The organism is Paenibacillus sp. FSL P2-0322 (genome assembly GCF_037975315.1).
Taxonomy (GTDB): Bacteria; Bacillota; Bacilli; order Paenibacillales; family Paenibacillaceae; genus Paenibacillus; species Paenibacillus polymyxa_B.
In genome coordinates, this window is record NZ_CP150243.1 from 587,298 (window position 1) to 604,503 (window position 17,206).

The following is a 17,206-nucleotide window of genomic DNA, read 5'->3' on the forward strand; positions in this document are numbered from 1 at the left end:
TCTAGGGAAACGCACAGTCATGATGTGCCGATTAGTCATATGTATATACATCATTGACTATGAAAAGGGGATGTATGTGGCTTTGGCTACCTTTTATCAAGCCTTCAAATTGAAAAGCCGGATTTGGCGAACGATGCTAAAGCGGAACGGAGTAACAGGGATTGGCGTAGGTTATGCTGATCCCAATAGACCGGCAAAGGGTGCGGCGATTGTGTTATATACCTTGAGAAATCTTTCGGCTGTGACACAAACCAAATTGCAGGCAGTAACAAAGGATATAAGTCGAGCTTCTGCGATTCCTATCCGAATTCTAGGTGCAGGCTCCTTCAAGATGGAAGCGGCGGCTCCTACCCAAACGAACCCTCGCCAAAGATGGCGTCCTGTGCCCGGTGCGGTTAGTGTAGGAACGACGGTTCCCACCACTGCGGGAGGGACCGGTGGGCTCATTGTCATTAAGAATAATACACTGTTTATTTTGAGTAATGCCCATGTTCTAGTCCCGACGAATACAAACCAATTTCACAATACCATTCAGCCTTCTCCGGCAGATGGGGGCAGAACGGCGGATCAGATCGGGAGAGCTTTTCAATTTGTCCCGCTTACTACGACAGGGGTTAACTTTCAGGACTCCGCCATCGCTATTGCCAATTCAAACAGTCTGCTTAACCCAAGGTATCTGATTAACCAAAGTGGTGGCCTCATTACCGTACCCGGGCACTTATTAAGCTACCGTCTGGGAATGACGTTTAAAAGAATGGCAAAAACCAACGGCTTCGCCAGAGGGGTCGTGGAGGCGATTGGCGTGGAACAAAGGGTGAGAGGCGATTCGGGAATCAAGATTTTCCGTGATCAAACCGTCATTCGTTTTACCCAGGGACGAACTGGGCCTGGAGATTCGGGTTCCGTATGGCTGAATGACAGTAACGATCGGTTGAATAACTATGCGGCCGCGGTCCATTTTGCCGGATCTACCGACGGAACGCGTTCCGTATCTTTCCCGATTGAACGTGCGATGAGAACGTACGGAACCTTGGTCGCCATCCCGGCTGGAGCTGGAAGATATAAAGCAGGTGTGACAAAAGGAAAGGCTCCAAAAAACAATTATGCCTATGTCCGTCCGATGACGAGAAAACAACTGGCCTTGTCTCCAATCATAAAATCCGACGCGGATTAAGAAAAGATTAGAACTATGATGATCTAGTCGACCTCTATCGAAAATATCTCTTTAAAACCTCTTTTACCATCGGCTGTAACACGTATCGCTCGGGTTGTAGGCAGACGCTCGATCCAATTTAATTCGAATAATCTGTCCAGAACAGCATTTCCTAAAGCACCTGCAAGGTGATGGCGTCGTTCACTCCAATCCAGGCATTTATGTGAGAAGGAGCGGCGCTTGTGTCTTGTTTGTGTAAGGTCAATCTGAAAGTCAGTGAAGAAAGTCTCTCCTGGTTCCGTGATATGAAGCCCGTCCTGATCTTCGGAAAGAATCCCCTTTTGAATGAAAAAACTCATGAGCTGCACGCCTAATTGACCCGCAACATGATCGTAGCAAGTTCTTGCCAACCGTAGGGCCTCGTTTTCGGAGGCATGTTTGAATGAATGAATGGGAACAGGTGGAGCTATGGATAAAAGTGACTCCATCACCCGGGCAACTTCGGGGTCTTGAATGCCATAGTAACGGTGACGCCCTTGTTTTTCCACAGTAATGACTTGTGCCTCGGTCATTTTAGCCAGATGGAAGCTGGCTGTTTGCGGTTTGATGCCTGCCATATGGGCCAATTCACTTGCCGTGTGGAACCTGCCGTCTAATAAAGCGGTGAGTATAGCTGCACGGGAAGGATCGCTAACAAGAGAAGCGATCATGGCTATATTTGATTTGGTGCTCATGGCACGGTTATCCCCCTTTGTAATCCATACTTCGATGAAGGTTGAAATATTTATATTTTACAATAGGGAGGTAGATCTGAATAGAAGGAGAAGAGATGATGAACCCAATAAATCAGATGAATGAGATGAATTATAGTCCAGACGTTAAAACGATTAATCCTAGCATTTTATATTACGGAACCCCTGTGATTTTACTCAATACGCTGAATGAGGATGGAACAACCAATATTAGCCCCATTTCCTCCTCGTGGGCATTAGGAGATTGTGTGGTATTAGGCATTGGAACAGGTGGCAAAGCATTAGAAAATATGGAGCGGCATTCCGAATGTGTAATCAACGTCCCGGGGCCTTCAATGTGGGAAAATGTAGAACGTTTAGCCCCTTATACAGGCAAGAATCCTGTTCCAGTGGAAAAGAAGGAACATGGATTTATGCACCATAAAGATAAGTATGAGATCAGCGGACTAACTTCGATTGAGTCGAATAGGGTCAAGCCCGCCCGAATCAGGGAATGTCCTATTCAAATTGAAGCCAAGGTGAAGGATGTAAGAATTCCTGACCATTCTCCTTATTTTGCGATCGTCGAAACTCAAGCCATCCAGGTGCATGTTCATCAGGATATGATCCTCGGTGAGAACCATATTGATCCGACAAAGTGGAGCCCACTCATCTATAATTTCCGTCATTATTTTGGCCTGGGTGAGCATTTGGGCAAAACCTTCCGATAATGAGTGGGACAAGGTAACTGGTGGGGAATGACACGGCGAAGCTACCCGAAAGGGGGGGCTGCCGTGTCTCTTGATTTGTATCTGAAGCTTTTGGACGTTGTGCGGAAGCTGGTTGGTATTATTATTGGCATAAGTATGATAGTAAACGTCTATAAGCGAGCGTGAGACAGGAGAAAACCACCGGGAATAGGTATGGAGCATATTGGCGCGGTCAATCTTCGGCTGCTGCTTCAACTACTTTATCAAGCGTTTTTAAGGAGCCAAGCAAGGCGAATATGCGGAGTGGCTTGGCATGTATAAGCCCGAATATCTCAGATAAAAAAATATTATAGTCATGGCCTGTATATAAAAAAGCCTAAGAAACAACTAAAGAAGCTCCAGCCTTCGCCATCGGTATGGAGCTTCTTTGATTTGTTCAGCCATTATTTCGCGTCCGAATGCAACGAACCGGCTACGCCCCATACTTCTACATTAACTTTGTTTGAACCGTGTATATCTTCCGGAAACTTTGTGAATGGATTCCTAAAAGCATGCTTTTAGGAACGGTTCTAAATCAGTCTACATCATGTTCCGAAATGTGTATAAATCACTATTGGAACGTTCCTATATTAATGGTGCACTTTTTTGGAACTGAAAGGACGATGCATCACATGGTAAAAATGGCTTATGCCCGGGTGTCGGCCAAAGGCCAAAATCCAGAACGGCAGCTCCTAAAATTCCGGGAGTTGGGCATTGAGGAACGGTTTACTTTTATAGACAAGCAAAGTGGAAAATACTTTAACCGGATACGATATAACGCCATGCGGCTGATGCTTCGGGAAGGGGATCTGTTATACCTGTATGCACTTGATCGACTTGGCCAAGATATAATGGCATTTTGTGCGAGTGGAAATATATTACCCCTGAGCTGAAGGCCGACATTTTATGCATAAGAATGAGAGCTTATTTGATAGTCACCGTTTCAAGGCCCTGGGTGATATAGGCAAGCTACTGGAAGACCAGTTTCTTAGTATGCTGGCATGGGGAGCCGAACAGAGGACCGGAAAAAGAATCGTGTCAGGCAAGCAGAAGGGATTGCTGTTGCTAAAAAGGAAGGTGGGGAGTTTGGTACGGCCCAAGAAACAGATGGGTTCGATATTTACTCAGGTGTACGAAAAATGGAAAGCCAATGATTTTACTAGAGTCGCGGCCATGAATGAATTGGGCGTGTCGAAGAGAATCTTCTACCGATACGTAGCCGAGTATGAAATACAATTATTAAAACGGATAAAACCGATCTTGTGGTTACAAGTATGTTTATTTTATGGAATCTTCATACACATACTGTATAATAATTGTAAAAGAAGTAAGGGGAGAAACTGAAACTATGCTAAAGAAACCCTATTATTCAATTGTCCTTATTTTGATTGCTTTCTTGGCCACCTTAACATTGCGTATTGTTTATCATCCATCTCATTTTATTTATGATTGGTTGATGGCTACTTACGCTATTCGTTTGATTGGTCGAGCTTTGTACGAAAAATACCAGGCTAATCAGAGAAGCAGGATTAAAAGTGATACAATTGTAGAAGTGATTATGATTATAATTTCATTCGGAGTTATCATGTTTTTATTTCTGTCACAAGAAACATGGATGCATAAGCTGCTTTTTCTAATCGCAGAATTATATTTCCTCATTTACAGTAGTGTAACTTTTACTGAGATTATAAAAAAAGGGCGGAATTGATCCGCCCCTTTTTTATGTTTACTGCTTAGACTGCTTCATAGGAGACTGTCGTATAATAGGTGTAATAACCCATTGTCGGACCTTCATGCCATTCCATCCAAATGGTCGATACTACTTTGAATCGGGTGTACTGTCTAGGATTATCGACTAGATTTTGCAACAAACCTACAAAATTCTGTCTTTCAGTATAGGTGCTAATATCCTTAAGAAGGGCTGCACCAGCTACAACAGTAGTAATTGCCCCCAGCCATGCTACAATCACAGGTGGGATTTTTGCTTTAAGGGCGTTAGAACAAAGTTTATAACCGAATGCACCAATTGCATATCCTAATGTCGAAGCGGATTTTCCAGTATATTGTTCGATCATTTCCTTTAATTGATCTTTTGAAAGATAGGTTGCGTGTTGAGAATGAATTTGTGCCATAATTTATTACCTCCCGAATTTTTATGAGAGAATTGATGGAGTCGCTGACATCTAAATGGCTCCACATTTTTTGACGTCAGTCTTCAATTCCCTCTCACTTATGTAGGTGATTTAAGGCTGTGAATTACAACCAAATCGTGAAAATTGCGAAGTCATGAATTTTTGTAATTCATGTTCTTTACTCGATTATCCCTACACTTATGTAGGAGTTAGGGACTGAAACTACACAACCTGAATATGAAATTTTTTCTGGATCAAGAAGACTAAATAAGCTGCTCACGGTAGGGCACCGGAAGCAGCTTATTGCCAAGGGCTCTTTATTTTTTCATGATAAACTCAAGAAGTTCGGTTTTCATACTCTGGATCGCATCCTCTTTTGGCATACGGATAAATTCACTTAATCGTTTAATATCTGGATCGAAGTATTGAAAAATTGCATTCATTGCCTCTACATCGGATTTGGTTTGGGCAAGTTCTACTAGTTTCATAAACTCATCATCTGACATAAATCGTGTAGCGCCTTCTTTTTCCATTTGTTCACCGCCTGTTGTGTAATATGGAGTTCCTTGGCAACTTGGGCTTCTGTTTTATCGTTTATGTAAATTTCATAGATGACTTTTTTACCTATCTCAGACCTTAATCTATTAATATACGATTGTATCATTATTTTGTTATCAGACTCTTCCGAAAAAGAGGATTGAAAGAGATTAGGCTTGAATTCTAAAGAAATTTCACGTTTACGATTGCGTTTTGTATGATATTGAATTCTCCAAGCAATTCTATATAACTCGCGTCGGTAATCTTCAATAGCATCCATAGAAAAATTTCCTCCCTTATGTTCATATACGTACATATAAGGTAGGAGTTCTCAAAATTAATATAACAACCAATTTATAGAATGAATTTTCTTTTTTAGCGAATATAATAAAATTTTGAATTATTTTGGAACTATTTGAAATTTCCTTTAAGAAGACGATATAGCGAAGCCAACTGCTAGTATAGAGTTGTTAATTCGTATGGGGAGCTGAAGGAATCTATTTTTGCTTACGACTGGGAAAAGGAAGCAAAGTAGGTGCTCACGCTCACCATTGTGATTGAAGAAGCCATATGTGCTCTGACTACATTTGATGAAGTCGGTCATGCGAATTATGATTTAAAGAACGGTGAAGGTGCAGGCAACCCACAAGAAGCAGAGGAACAGAAGGAAATAGCCCGTAAGGAAATGCGCCTGATCCGAGCCTTTATACGTAAACACATTTATTGGTTCGGCGGTGGAGCGAAAAGACAATATACCTGGCTTTGGGCAAGCCCAAGAGCAGGGCGGCCAGAATTATTAATACTGGGCGAGAAAGGCGTGGACAATAGAAAAGATTCTGAGGGAGTGTGCCGGATTTTATCCGGTCCAAATTACACCGAATTATTTAAACCTGTTCCGTGAGCAGGCCATAAATCTAATGAAGTTCCGATGCTTATACTAAGTGATTTTATTCCAAGTATCCTGCTCACAGCGTTTTTTTGTTATTTTTTTAAAAAACAGTCTGGCGGCTTTACCGTCGATAGGACATATATGAAGACAAATTGCATACAAAGATGTTCGACAATCATCAGTTCTCTTTTTTACAAACAGCAACAATAATACCATGGAAATATTTTTATATTAATGGTACATTATGTATACTTCGATTTATAAGGAGGGCTTTATGAAAATACAAAAAAAGTATGCTCTAAGTATCATAATACTTTTCGTAGTAATCGTCGTCGTGGGAGGCATTTTTGTATCTAAATCGACTATTTCTTTTAAAGAAGCAGCTTTAGAGCAAGTGAATCTGAAAGAAATTGATACCATTGAAATCATTAAATCAGAGGACAATTCTGCCAATGAAAAAAAGATAACTGTGTCAAATGCTAAAGAAATTCATCAAATCATAGAAGAACTTTCGAAAGTACAGCTAAAAAAATCTGATTCAAGCGCTCCTTCGTCCGGCTTGTATTGGATTACTATACGATCAAAACAAGAAAGAAGCGTTGGATTAACCATTTTTGGAGAAAAAAGTTTAGTGGTTTATAAATACAACACGCCCGTTCCTAAAAGTAATGTTGTTTCATATGAAATCATCAGTGGATATAATGGGAAGCTAATAGAAAACTTGTTCGAATAAATTTTGAAGAAACAAACGACCGCTTGTCTTAGCTAGGCAAGCGGTCGTTTGTTCTATAACTGACTATTACATAAGCATCCATCCACCGCTGGTGGAATGCACTCGTGTTACTACACCTTTACCAGTAATGAATCTGATCCCCTGTGTTTCATATTCAATAAATGGAAATTTGACATCAATCAAATCATATTTCCCTTGATTGTCCTCCAAAAAGTCTTGAAGATATCCCATCTCCCAGTAACCATTAATAACCATACTTTTGAGAGCATCTTTTTCATTAGGGACCATACCTAACAGGAGAGAGGCAATGCCTGCTGCCAAACTAGGTGCAGTATACTTAAAAAATATAGCCCCTAGTATAGAAAGCGAAGAACTCAACCCAGCGGCCAAAGCATTAGTATTCTGCTCTACAAGGCCCTTATCATAAACAGTTCGTTGTGCTCTTTGCAGTTGTCTAACCTGGTCCAAATTCAAAACAACATTAGCAGTGTATTCTTTTGTAAATGCCATAATTAATTAGCTCCTTTTACTTAAAGTTTTTTTGTCTAATCAGACTAGAGAGCTGCGCGCTTTATTTGCTTCTCGTTATATAGGGAAAAAAAGGAGCCATTTTTACAACACATTAATACTTTTTATTTGGAGGTTTCTATTTTGGGCCGGGTGGACATCCAGAGAGTAGTAAGTTTCTTGATGTATACGTACAGAATGGCCTTCTAGGGATCGTTTCAAAGAAAAGGCTTCAAAGGATGCTTAAAAGGCCATCAGAGCTTTTGTGGCCTAATGGGGACGCTGGAATGGGTGTTAATATAGCCCGAAAGGCACCGCCCAATTGGTCTAAAATCCAAACTTACAAACAAGGAAAGCCCCTGCCAGCTGCAGGGGCTTTCCTTGTTTATTCGAGTCCTGAGGAAATGGCTTGACCGCCAATCCCTGGGGGGAAGTCCTACGTGTTTCTTGAGACGGTTGGCTGATTGTTCCGCTGGAGTCTTGCTTATCTCTGGGTTAGGGGGCAGAATAGCATTGGGATTATTGCCCCCTGTTGTATTTAAATAGTGGACTGCTGCGATTTAAGGAAACCAGCCTGGCTTCCAAATTTCTTCATAGCAGCTAAAATGTCTGCATGTTTGTCTGTGTTGAAAGTGACTTCTATTCTTACTTTATCGCCCATTTGTTTCACTCTGATCTAGCGGCTACCATAGCTTTTGCTTATTTGTAAAAACCGAGCACATTAGCGATTTCCGAATCCTCTACAAACCGGGCAAATTTGTAATGTGCTTTAACTTCCTTCTGACCGATTAGATTGGACCGGCCACCAGTAAATAGCACGGTATTCACGGTATCATTTCTTAATGTTGCCTTTAATGTTGTACTAATCGTATTCAGGATTTCTCTTGTATACTTTATAACAGCTTTTACCACAAAAATGGTGATAGGGAAAGATTTATTTTTTATTAGGTTGTAAGAAGTATCTTTCCTTTGTGGAAACAATTACTTCGAGTATAGAAGTTTTCGCTTCTTCATAGTCACGTGCTAGTTCAGCCAGAGCAAAATCGGTAAGGAGTTTGAATTCTTGTCGTTTGTAATGATCTTCAAACCCAATTGTATTTATAAATCGGTCTTTGGCATGTACCAAATGAAGATCGGTGCCCCATGTATATGAAAATCCTTTATCTATTCCAGAAACAAATTCATCAATATGTAGCTTATTGCCTGTAATTGCTGTATGTTGGTAGAAAACTGATATTTTAATAAAATTATAATATCCTACCTGAATAATGAGAATTATCTTCCCAAATCGTTCTTTTTGTGCGAGAATGATTGAAAAATCATCCATGAGTACGCATACAGGAAGAGACGATTCATACAGCACGTATAACAAGGGAGGAAATAACCATGTCAGAAGAACGCAAGCTGTCATTCGAAACTCTCGCTGTCCATGCCGGACAACAAATTGATCCTACTACCTTTGCCCGCGCCGTTCCGTTGTATCAAACCACTTCATATGGATTTCGGGATGCGGAGCATGCGGCTGATTTATTCTCGCTGAAAGAATTCGGCAACATTTATACGCGTCTGATGAATCCGACCACGGATGTGTTCGAGCAACGGATCGCCGCGTTGGAAGGCGGGGCTGGCGCGTTGGCAACGGCTTCGGGAGCGGCGGCGATTTCCTTCTCCATCCTGAACATTGCGGGAGCTGGGGATGAAATTGTGTCGGCCTCCAGTCTGTATGGCGGTACATATAATCTATTTTCTACAACACTGCCGAAATTGGGCATTAAAGTACATTTTGTTGATTCGGATGATCCGGAGAACTTCCGCAAAGCCATTACGGATAAGACGAAGGCATTATTTGCCGAAACGATTGGCAACCCACAGGGCAATGTGCTGGATGTGGAAGCTGTAGCGGCGATTGCGCACGAATATGGTATTCCGCTGATTGTGGATAACACGTTCCCAAGTCCTTACTTGTTGCGTCCTATTGAATACGGAGCGGACATTGTCGTGCATTCTGCAACGAAGTTTATTGGCGGACACGGTACGTCTATTGGTGGGGTGATCGTGGACAGCGGCAAGTTTGACTGGAAAGCGAGTGGTCGTTTCCCAGGACTGACTGAGCCGGACCCGAGCTACCACGGAGTTGTTTACACCGAGGCGGTGGGACCTATCGCATATATTATCAAGGCACGGGTCCAATTGCTGCGGGACTTGGGAGCGGCCATTTCTCCGTTTAATTCATGGCTGCTGCTTCAGGGCTTGGAGACACTTCATCTGCGGTTGGAAAGACATAGTCAAAATGCCTTGAAGGTAGCGCAATATCTCGAAGGCCACAAGGATGTGGAGTGGGTCAGCTACACCGGGTTGCCGAGCCATCCGTCCTATGAATTAGCTCAAAAGTATTTGCCGAAAGGACAAGGAGCAATCCTGACCTTTGGTATTAAAGGTGGAAGCCAGGCGGGAAGCAAGCTAATTGCGAATGTAAAGCTATTTTCTCATTTGGCGAATGTAGGTGATTCCAAGTCTTTGATTATTCACCCGGCAAGCACAACGCACCAGCAGTTGAATGTGGAAGAACAGGTTGCTGCCGGAGTCAAACCAGAGCTGTTACGCCTATCTGTCGGGACAGAAGCGATAGACGATATATTGTACGATCTGGAGCAGGCGATCACAGCCAGCCAGCAGTAGTAGTAGTCGAACACTTCTTAGACCAAGTGTGACAGAGCATTCGTGTAGCATTCGCAAGTGATTTTTCGACCCAGATCAGTATTCGTTCAATGTTTATCAGGCGGGGGGCAACCTCCGTCTTTTTTTCGTATTGACAACATACCCCCATAGGTATATATTATACCCCGTAGGGTATATGAGGAGGGGAAGAAATGGGTAGGAAAATAGTTATTATTGGCGGGGTAGCAGGTGGAGCCTCTGCTGCTGCGAGATTACGTAGATGGAATGAGGAAGACGAGATTATTTTGTTTGAACGCGGAGAGCATGTTTCTTTTGCAAACTGTGGCCTTCCTTACTATATTGGCGGGGCAATCCATGCGCGGGAGAAGCTGTTTCTCCAGACACCTCAAGGGATAAGAGACCGCTTTAATATAGATGTGCGGGTACTGAAAGAAGTGATACAAATAGACCGAGAGCAGAAGCTCGTCCATTTCCGCGATATGATTACAGGGGAAACAGATGAGCAGCCGTACGATATTGTGGTATTGTCGCCGGGAGCCAAACCGATGATACCGGACATTCCTGGATTACATGAAGCTATGAATTTATTTACATTAAGAAACATTCATGACACGGACGTTATAAAGGCATATGTAGATGAAAGGCATCCAAAGCATGTCACGGTGATCGGGGCCGGATTTATTGGGCTGGAGATGGCCGAGAATTTGCGGGAGCGTGGACTTGCAGTAACCATTATTGATATGGGACAACAATTATTGAATCCGCTGGACCCTGAAATGGCCAAATGGGTAGAACAGCATATGAGGCTGAACGGGGTGGAGGTGCGTTTAGAGGAGGGAGTCACGGCTTTTGAAGGGCAGGGTACACAACTTCGTTTGACTTCCGGGGGTGTGCTTCAGACGGACATGGTTATTCTCGCGATCGGTGTTGTTCCTGAAAATGAGTTGGCCAAGCAAAGCGGATTGGAACTTGGTTTTCGCGGCGCTATTCAGGTGAACACCCAACTGCAAACCAGCGATCCGGCCATTTATGCGGTCGGGGATGCCATCCAGGTCAAAGACCGCAATCATGGGTTTGCAACGATGGTATCGCTAGCCTGGGGAGCCAATCGTCAGGGGCGTTTGGCAGCGGATCATATTAACGGTCAGGCAATTTCTTATGATGGGGCGCTCGGAACATCCGTAATTAAGACCTTTGCATTGACTTCAGCTTCTACAGGTAATAATGAAAAAACATTACAGCGGCTGGGCGTTCCTTATCAGGCTGTTCATATTCATCCTGGTTCACATGCCGGCTATTACCCTGGCGCATCACCCATTGCTATGAAGCTGCTCTTTAATCCCGAAAACGGGATGATCTATGGGGCGCAGGCTGTTGGAGCTGATGGAGCAGACAAAAGGATTGATGTCATTGCGACGGCTATTCGTGGCCATTTGAACGTCCGTGAACTGGCTGATATTGAACTTGCTTATGCACCTCCTTATTCTTCAGCGAAAGACCCTGTGAATATGGCGGGTTACGTGGCTTCGAATATCATGGATGGGCTGGTCCAAACGATACAGTGGCATGAAGTTGATGATTTTCACCGCAATGGTGGTCTTATTATTGATGTTAGGGATGCGGTGGAGCTACAGGCAGGGGCCATTCCAGGTTCGATTCATATTCCTCTGGCCGAGATTAGAGAGCGGATGGCAGAAATCCCTAGTGATCTAGAGATCGCGGTATCCTGCCAAGTCGGTCTGCGAGGCTATATTGCTGCCCGAATTTTGACTCAATACGGTTATCGGGTGAGGAACGTTGATGGTGGCTATAAGACGTATTCGGTTATGGCTGAACGTGAGTGAACATTTCCTTTCATGTCTTTGGTGTAGGATCGCTACTGTACATTATTTACGTTATCCGCAGGGTTTACCCCTTTTCTGATCAAATTATGGCTTGGTTCACTGTGTGACGTCTGTTACAATAGAAGAGGCATATACGAATGGATAGAAAAGAGGTTGAGCAGGTGGGCACTTCAGTGATTTGGGAAGCAGTTATATATTGGGTGATCTTGGTGATTTCCGCTCTGTGCGTGATCGCAGTATCTGGTACTCGGAAGACAGCAAGCACGATTATTTTAGCGCCCGTTGTTTTGTTCTGTACCATATTTATGATGCAGGGATCAGTGTTTACTGCCATGAATCACCCGACGATGGGGTCTAATGTCGGTTTGGGTATGGCATTTCTGACAACATGGGTGGTCAGCGGAATATTGTTTGCTGTAGCGCTTGTAATTGCTTTTATTAAATATAACAAGAAGAACAAGGCGTAATTTAGCCTTAACCTCAGATGGATAAAGGCTTTCGGTGATGTACCGAAAGCCCTTTTTGTATTCCTTTTTAACCATGCAGGATGTCTCCGCTTATCTGCGTCTTCTCATAAGCAACACAACGATCAGCACGACGATGATCACGATCAATAGGAATTTCATATTCGATAACCTCCTTGGTCTGTCTCATATTTGGTATTAACCACTTTTAGTTAGTATGCACCGATGGATCTCAAGCAAGTATCTATTGTCGAGTGCTTGGGGAAAATTAGAATGTGGGACTAAAAAGAGGTTTACAGGCTTAGCTGGAAAGTGTATACATAAAGTAAGGAGGCGATTGCCATGAGTGATCGTGCATTTCATTTGTTCTATATTATTTTCTTAACGGTTCTGGCACTTGGAAGTGTGGGTGGAATCGCTTGGTGGCTGCGCTCTGTCGGTCGTCAGGAGAAGGAAAAAAACTAAATTCAACATGGGCATACAAGCCCGAATGCATCTTCCAGTAGGAGGGTGCATTTTTATATGTTATAATGGGAACATATGTTCTTTGTAGGGGGGGAAGACGATGTTGCCAGATTTGGAACGAAAGCTGCTACGTATTTTGTATAATTATTTCGCCCAGCATCGCCACATGCCCACAATGGCGGAATTGACCGTAAAAACGGGCAAGCGAGATGCTGAAATTACAGTCGCCTTGCGACATATGGAACAGGAGCGCTACATCACTTGGGAAAACAATTCGGGTACCCAGCATGTTGTTTTACTGGAAGGGTGGGAGCGTCCCTCGACCCAAAGGCGCACCCAAGCGGAAACAAGACGTTCCACTACGCAAACGATGCCGCCCGATGGTACAGAATACTGGACGAATTATTAGAAGGTATATAAAACTGGAAAATTAATGAGTTTTTAAGGTGCATATCATTTAGTTTTAAGAAAGCGAGACTATAATGACCCTATTAACCCCTTTTTGATCAAGCTATAGGCCCTGCCGATGTATCGGCAGGGCCACTTTTTTGTTCATAGATACGCTTATGTATATGAAAAATCCCCCGGGGATCATCCGGAGGATGGTGCAGTTTGCATATACTGCACGGCCTGCTCAAACTTCATCGTTTGATGGCAAAATATATATTCAACCCCTGCTACCTTGCATTATATGGTCAGCATGTTCATAAGGGGCAGTGTGATTCCACTGTTCATTTTCCAAACGACAAAAGCCCTACCTCTCTTTCGTCCTTGCGGCTCCGATGACCGCGCCAGTGTGAATGTGAAAATCTTCGGCAAAAGCTCAAAATTCTACATTAGGGTTATACATAAAATTAGGAGAAGCTCCATACGGTGATTAGGAGTAATAGCTTGTTGCGTGGAATCTTATGGGGTTAATACATACTCCAATAGTATAGCAAGAATGATTATAAAACACAAGTCATTTTTGGCTTTTTGATTATAGACTGGAAAAAATGTTGGCTAAAATGCTCTTCCCTCGAGAGTTTCTTAATTAAGAATAAGATGATTTCCCATCTATAGATTGCAGATTAAAAGCCGTCCTCGTATTTATGTAAAATGCTCGAGCAAGAAGGTAAACTTTTGATGGTTGGACTCCGATATTGAATACACAAGATATTTTAGAGTGTACGGATGAAAAGAGGGGTAGCAATTTGCCGACCTATAAGCGCTTTATTCAGCATGTTATCCTGAACTATATTATAGGTTCGTTTATCGCTGTATTGTTGGTAGGTATGATTTTTGTATTTTCCACGTTAAATGTAGCCCACTATGAAATTCTGGGTCTTGTTAAAATTATTGCATTTTCCAGCGTCATTATGATTGCTTGTGAAACCATAGTGTTTCGAATGCATTTGAGACCGGTTCATCGTTTTTTTTACGGCAATCAGGAAACACTCAAGGATGTAGAAGCGGTGTATATCCGGGTTCATCATCTGCCTAATTTGTCAGTTTTACGTATTGTTGGACCGCATTTGTTGGGTTTCTCTATCCCGGCAGCCGTCATTGCCTTATGGATGATACATACTGGACAACTTACCTTTCCCTTGTATTATGTAGGAATCGCCTGTATAGGAGCTTGTCTGGTTGCTTCGATGCACGCACTGGTTGAATTTTTCCTGACAATGAGAGCAATCAAGCCGCTGCTGGAGGAAATCCGTGATCGAACCTATCAGCAATATGGATTAAACCTGTCCCTGCGAGGACGAGTCCTACTATCGCTTCGGCATAAATTTCAGTTAAGCGCGACGCTCATTGGTGCTTTTCCTCTGTTTTTATTTTGTCTAGCTACACAGATTCGCCTGGAACGTTTGGAGGCGACGGATTCGAGTTCCTATTGGGCATGGGCGGGTACGATTTTAATTTTTGGTGTAGCCTTTGCTTATCTGGGAGGAAGGTTGTTGACCCGTGAGATCGAACAGCCGATCCACCACCTGCTGGAAAAAATGAATGCAGTGAGGGAAGGCCGCCTGAACAGTAATGCCAGCGACTTGTACTCCGACGAATTTGCCGAGCTGGTTGAAGGCTTTAACATGATGATCGAGGGCCTGAAGGAACGGGAAGAAAAGAACGGTCAGCTATTGGACAGTTACTTCGCCACCTTGGCGGCAGCGCTGGATGCGCGAGATGCCTATACCGCAGGACATTCTTTGCGTGTGGCTGAATACTCCGTACTCATTGGGCGCAAGGGAGGTTTGAATGAGACAGACCTCGACTTGCTGCGCAAAACAGCTTTGCTGCATGATATCGGTAAAATCGGCGTGGCTGACGCTGTTCTGCTCAAGGACGGCAAGCTGACGGACGAGGAGTTTGATCAGATTAAAATGCACCCGGTTATGGGAGAGAGTATTCTCCGGCAAGTTGAACCAGCTTATGCTATGGCCCCTTATTTGCCCGGCGTGCGATCGCACCATGAACGTTATGATGGCAAGGGATACCCTGACCAGCTCGCTGGGGAAGATATCCCCTTATTTGGGCGAATCATTGCTGTAGCGGATGCTTATGATGCGATGACGTCTGATCGTCCCTATCGGCAAGGTATGAAGGAAGAGAAGGCGGTTATGATATTGGAAGAGGGAAAGGGAACCCAATGGGACCCTTATTTTGCCGAATTATTTGTCAAGGAGTGGCGCCGGAACAAAGGCATCACAAGCTGACTCTGTATATATCAGCACAACAGGGCGAGCCATTGAGGTTCGCTTTTTTATATAGGAATGTAAGCATCTTTTATGTCGAAAGATGGGGCTTCATGTTATGATGTACAAGAAAGGCAAACGCGGTTAACATAGGCCTGGCATCCAATTTTTTGCGCTATGGGAGTGTGAGTCCATGCAATTTTCAATGATGTTTTTAATGAATTTAGGGATGCTGATTGCCGTTGCCTATGTGGCGAACGTGATTTATAAATATGGTTTGAGTCGTACCTCTTCGCGGTTCAAATATGTCAGCTCGGTGCTGCTAGTGATATTTGGCGGATGGGTCAGTTCTTGTTTTGGTTTTAACTTTAGTGAAACGGTTATTTTTGATTTGCGTTTCGTACCGCTGATTATCGCGGCATTGGTGTATCCCCGCTCCTATACGCTTATTATTATTGGGGTCGCAATCGGACTAACGAGATTTACCTTCGGTCTGCATATGGCGGCGTGGGTCGGCTTTTTGAATATGAGCATTCTGGGCGTCCTGTGCGCCGGATTGAACTACTGGATGCGCCGTTCCACCTGGCGTTTGATTATTAAGGCATCGGTGACCATTTTAGCGGTTAATATCGTAAATACGTTAAATATTGCCTGTCTGGGCGTCATTCCCTGGCGCTATTATGTAGCGGAGGTTGTTCCTCTTACACTGCCAATCGGCATCGTCCTCAGTTTTTTATTTGCTCTGATTTTAAGGGACTTTCAGATGGAACAACAGCGGAATCATCAGATTAAGCAGGCGAATGAGTTGTTATCAGAGCAGCGAGATGAGTTGCAGAAGGCAAAGGTCATTCTAGAGGAACGTGCCAAGCAACTGATGATGGCTTCCCAATATAAATCGGATTTTATGGCAACGATGTCGCATGAGTTACGTACACCTCTTAACAGCATCATTAACCTGGCGCAGATTATCAACGAGCAGGGAAAAGAATTGGATGAGGACGAGTTATACCAATACAGCGATCTCATCTATGCCTCGGGGCATGATTTGCTCCAAATGATTAACGACATTTTGGACTTGTCCAAGGTCGAGGCTGGGCACATGGAAATCGTAAGTGAACCAGTCAATGTGCGTGAGATTGCGCAGGTGATGATGATGCATTTTGAAGTCACTGCGAAGGATAAAAACCTGGAATTCAGCTTAAAGGAGCATGAGCCTATACCGAATGAAATTCGGTCCGATTCTAAACGTGTACAGCAAATTTTGCGTAATCTGTTATCCAACGCCTTTAAGTTCACTCATGAAGGACGTGTATTGCTAGAAATGAGTACACAGCATCTGGATCGAAAGGGACAGGAGGGAGATTGGGTTGTATTTGCTGTAAAAGATACGGGCATCGGTATTTCCATGCTTCAGCAACACGTTATTTTTGAGGCATTCCAGCAGGCGAACGGTTCCATTAATCGTAAATATGGAGGAACCGGGTTGGGATTGTCCATCAGCCGTGATTTTTCCCGCTTGTTGGGCGGGTTTATCCGTTTAGAAAGTGAGGAGGGTAAGGGAAGTACGTTTTCCTTGTACCTACCCATGTGTCCGTCCGTAAGCAAGGAGGCGGACGAACAACCCTTTAAATTAACCTAATCGCAATTG

Annotated in this window: 22 protein-coding genes; 14 read left to right on the plus strand and 8 right to left on the minus strand. The window is 43.5% G+C overall.

Going from position 1 to position 17,206, the window contains the following annotated elements; genetic code table 11:
* Window positions 1-19: 19 nt before the first annotated feature.
* Entirely contained in the window at window positions 20-1,174 is a 1,155-nt protein-coding gene (locus MKY24_RS02655) for a hypothetical protein (protein ID WP_339201374.1), read from the plus strand.
* 23 nt (window positions 1,175-1,197) lie between these two features.
* On the opposite strand, the gene MKY24_RS02660 is transcribed toward MKY24_RS02655, so the two are convergent.
* Window positions 1,198-1,887, minus strand: coding sequence for a winged helix-turn-helix domain-containing protein (locus MKY24_RS02660; RefSeq protein ID WP_339201375.1), 690 nt, complete (start codon window positions 1,885-1,887; stop codon window positions 1,198-1,200).
* 98 nt (window positions 1,888-1,985) lie between these two features.
* On the opposite strand from MKY24_RS02660, the gene MKY24_RS02665 reads away from it, so the two are divergent.
* The 4 genes from MKY24_RS02665 (at window position 1,986) to MKY24_RS02680 (ending at window position 4,341) form a co-directional block, all read left to right on the plus strand.
* The gene (locus tag MKY24_RS02665) at window positions 1,986-2,615 is read left to right on the plus strand and encodes a flavin reductase family protein (RefSeq protein ID WP_279835066.1); all 630 of its coding nucleotides are present in this window, start codon (window positions 1,986-1,988) and stop codon (window positions 2,613-2,615) included.
* Between the two features lie 650 nt (window positions 2,616-3,265).
* Window positions 3,266-3,526: a recombinase family protein gene (locus tag MKY24_RS02670; protein WP_337194206.1), complete on the plus strand. Its 261-nt coding sequence runs from the start codon at window positions 3,266-3,268 to the stop codon at window positions 3,524-3,526.
* Between the two features lie 108 nt (window positions 3,527-3,634).
* Window positions 3,635-3,787: a hypothetical protein gene (locus tag MKY24_RS02675; RefSeq protein WP_305953841.1), complete on the plus strand. Its 153-nt coding sequence runs from the start codon at window positions 3,635-3,637 to the stop codon at window positions 3,785-3,787.
* Between the two features lie 194 nt (window positions 3,788-3,981).
* A complete protein-coding gene (locus MKY24_RS02680; RefSeq protein ID WP_279835065.1) occupies window positions 3,982-4,341 on the plus strand; it encodes a hypothetical protein in 360 nt (119 codons plus the stop codon).
* A 25-nt stretch (window positions 4,342-4,366) separates the two neighbouring features.
* Here the strand turns inward: MKY24_RS02680 and MKY24_RS02685 are convergent, their stop codons facing one another.
* The 3 genes from MKY24_RS02685 to MKY24_RS02695 all read right to left on the minus strand — a co-directional run bounded on the left by MKY24_RS02685 (window position 4,367) and on the right by MKY24_RS02695 (window position 5,582).
* Window positions 4,367-4,765, minus strand: a complete 399-nt coding sequence (locus tag MKY24_RS02685) for a hypothetical protein (protein WP_028541163.1) — start codon at window positions 4,763-4,765, stop codon at window positions 4,367-4,369.
* Between the two features lie 317 nt (window positions 4,766-5,082).
* A complete protein-coding gene (locus MKY24_RS02690) occupies window positions 5,083-5,253 on the minus strand; it encodes a helix-turn-helix domain-containing protein (protein ID WP_231517155.1) in 171 nt (56 codons plus the stop codon).
* A complete protein-coding gene (locus MKY24_RS02695; RefSeq protein ID WP_279835064.1) occupies window positions 5,250-5,582 on the minus strand; it encodes a sigma-70 family RNA polymerase sigma factor in 333 nt (110 codons plus the stop codon). The genes MKY24_RS02690 and MKY24_RS02695 overlap by 4 nt, the downstream gene beginning before the upstream one ends.
* Window positions 5,583-5,855: 273 nt before the next feature.
* Here MKY24_RS02695 and MKY24_RS02700 point away from each other — a divergent pair, with 273 nt between their 5' ends.
* Both MKY24_RS02700 and MKY24_RS02705 read left to right on the plus strand, forming a co-directional pair.
* Window positions 5,856-6,203 carry a hypothetical protein gene (locus MKY24_RS02700; RefSeq protein ID WP_339201376.1) on the plus strand — a complete coding sequence of 116 codons (348 nt, stop codon included), beginning with the start codon at window positions 5,856-5,858 and terminating at the stop codon, window positions 6,201-6,203.
* A 262-nt stretch (window positions 6,204-6,465) separates the two neighbouring features.
* Window positions 6,466-6,924 (plus strand): DUF5301 domain-containing protein, encoded by a 459-nt coding sequence (locus MKY24_RS02705; RefSeq protein ID WP_279835062.1) that lies wholly within the window; start codon window positions 6,466-6,468, stop codon window positions 6,922-6,924.
* Between the two features lie 66 nt (window positions 6,925-6,990).
* On the opposite strand, the gene MKY24_RS02710 is transcribed toward MKY24_RS02705, so the two are convergent.
* From MKY24_RS02710 to MKY24_RS02725, 4 genes are all read right to left on the minus strand, one after another.
* The gene (locus tag MKY24_RS02710) at window positions 6,991-7,434 is read right to left on the minus strand and encodes a hypothetical protein (RefSeq protein ID WP_049828373.1); all 444 of its coding nucleotides are present in this window, start codon (window positions 7,432-7,434) and stop codon (window positions 6,991-6,993) included.
* A 535-nt stretch (window positions 7,435-7,969) separates the two neighbouring features.
* A complete protein-coding gene (locus MKY24_RS02715) occupies window positions 7,970-8,092 on the minus strand; it encodes a hypothetical protein (protein ID WP_257791707.1) in 123 nt (40 codons plus the stop codon).
* A gap of 38 nt (window positions 8,093-8,130) precedes the next feature.
* On the minus strand, window positions 8,131-8,259 hold the full coding sequence (locus tag MKY24_RS02720; RefSeq protein WP_339201377.1) for a hypothetical protein: 129 nt from the start codon (window positions 8,257-8,259) through the stop codon (window positions 8,131-8,133).
* A 106-nt stretch (window positions 8,260-8,365) separates the two neighbouring features.
* Window positions 8,366-8,758, minus strand: a complete 393-nt coding sequence (locus tag MKY24_RS02725) for a hypothetical protein (RefSeq protein WP_339201378.1) — start codon at window positions 8,756-8,758, stop codon at window positions 8,366-8,368.
* A 59-nt stretch (window positions 8,759-8,817) separates the two neighbouring features.
* Here MKY24_RS02725 and MKY24_RS02730 point away from each other — a divergent pair, with 59 nt between their 5' ends.
* From MKY24_RS02730 to MKY24_RS02760, 7 genes are all read left to right on the plus strand, one after another.
* A complete protein-coding gene (locus tag MKY24_RS02730; RefSeq protein WP_339201379.1) occupies window positions 8,818-10,110 on the plus strand; it encodes a homocysteine synthase in 1,293 nt (430 codons plus the stop codon).
* Between the two features lie 191 nt (window positions 10,111-10,301).
* Complete coding sequence (locus MKY24_RS02735; protein WP_053324523.1) at window positions 10,302-11,954, plus strand: CoA-disulfide reductase; 1,653 nt, start codon at window positions 10,302-10,304, stop codon at window positions 11,952-11,954.
* 137 nt (window positions 11,955-12,091) lie between these two features.
* Window positions 12,092-12,421: a hypothetical protein gene (locus MKY24_RS02740; protein ID WP_023986776.1), complete on the plus strand. Its 330-nt coding sequence runs from the start codon at window positions 12,092-12,094 to the stop codon at window positions 12,419-12,421.
* Window positions 12,422-12,760: 339 nt separating this feature from the next.
* Window positions 12,761-12,883, plus strand: coding sequence for a hypothetical protein (locus MKY24_RS02745; protein WP_023986778.1), 123 nt, complete (start codon window positions 12,761-12,763; stop codon window positions 12,881-12,883).
* 100 nt (window positions 12,884-12,983) lie between these two features.
* A complete protein-coding gene (locus tag MKY24_RS02750; protein WP_023986779.1) occupies window positions 12,984-13,292 on the plus strand; it encodes a hypothetical protein in 309 nt (102 codons plus the stop codon).
* Between the two features lie 784 nt (window positions 13,293-14,076).
* Window positions 14,077-15,579 (plus strand): HD domain-containing phosphohydrolase, encoded by a 1,503-nt coding sequence (locus MKY24_RS02755; protein WP_023986780.1) that lies wholly within the window; start codon window positions 14,077-14,079, stop codon window positions 15,577-15,579.
* 172 nt (window positions 15,580-15,751) lie between these two features.
* Window positions 15,752-17,197: an ATP-binding protein gene (locus MKY24_RS02760; protein WP_023986781.1), complete on the plus strand. Its 1,446-nt coding sequence runs from the start codon at window positions 15,752-15,754 to the stop codon at window positions 17,195-17,197.
* The last annotated feature ends 9 nt before the right edge of the window (window positions 17,198-17,206 follow it).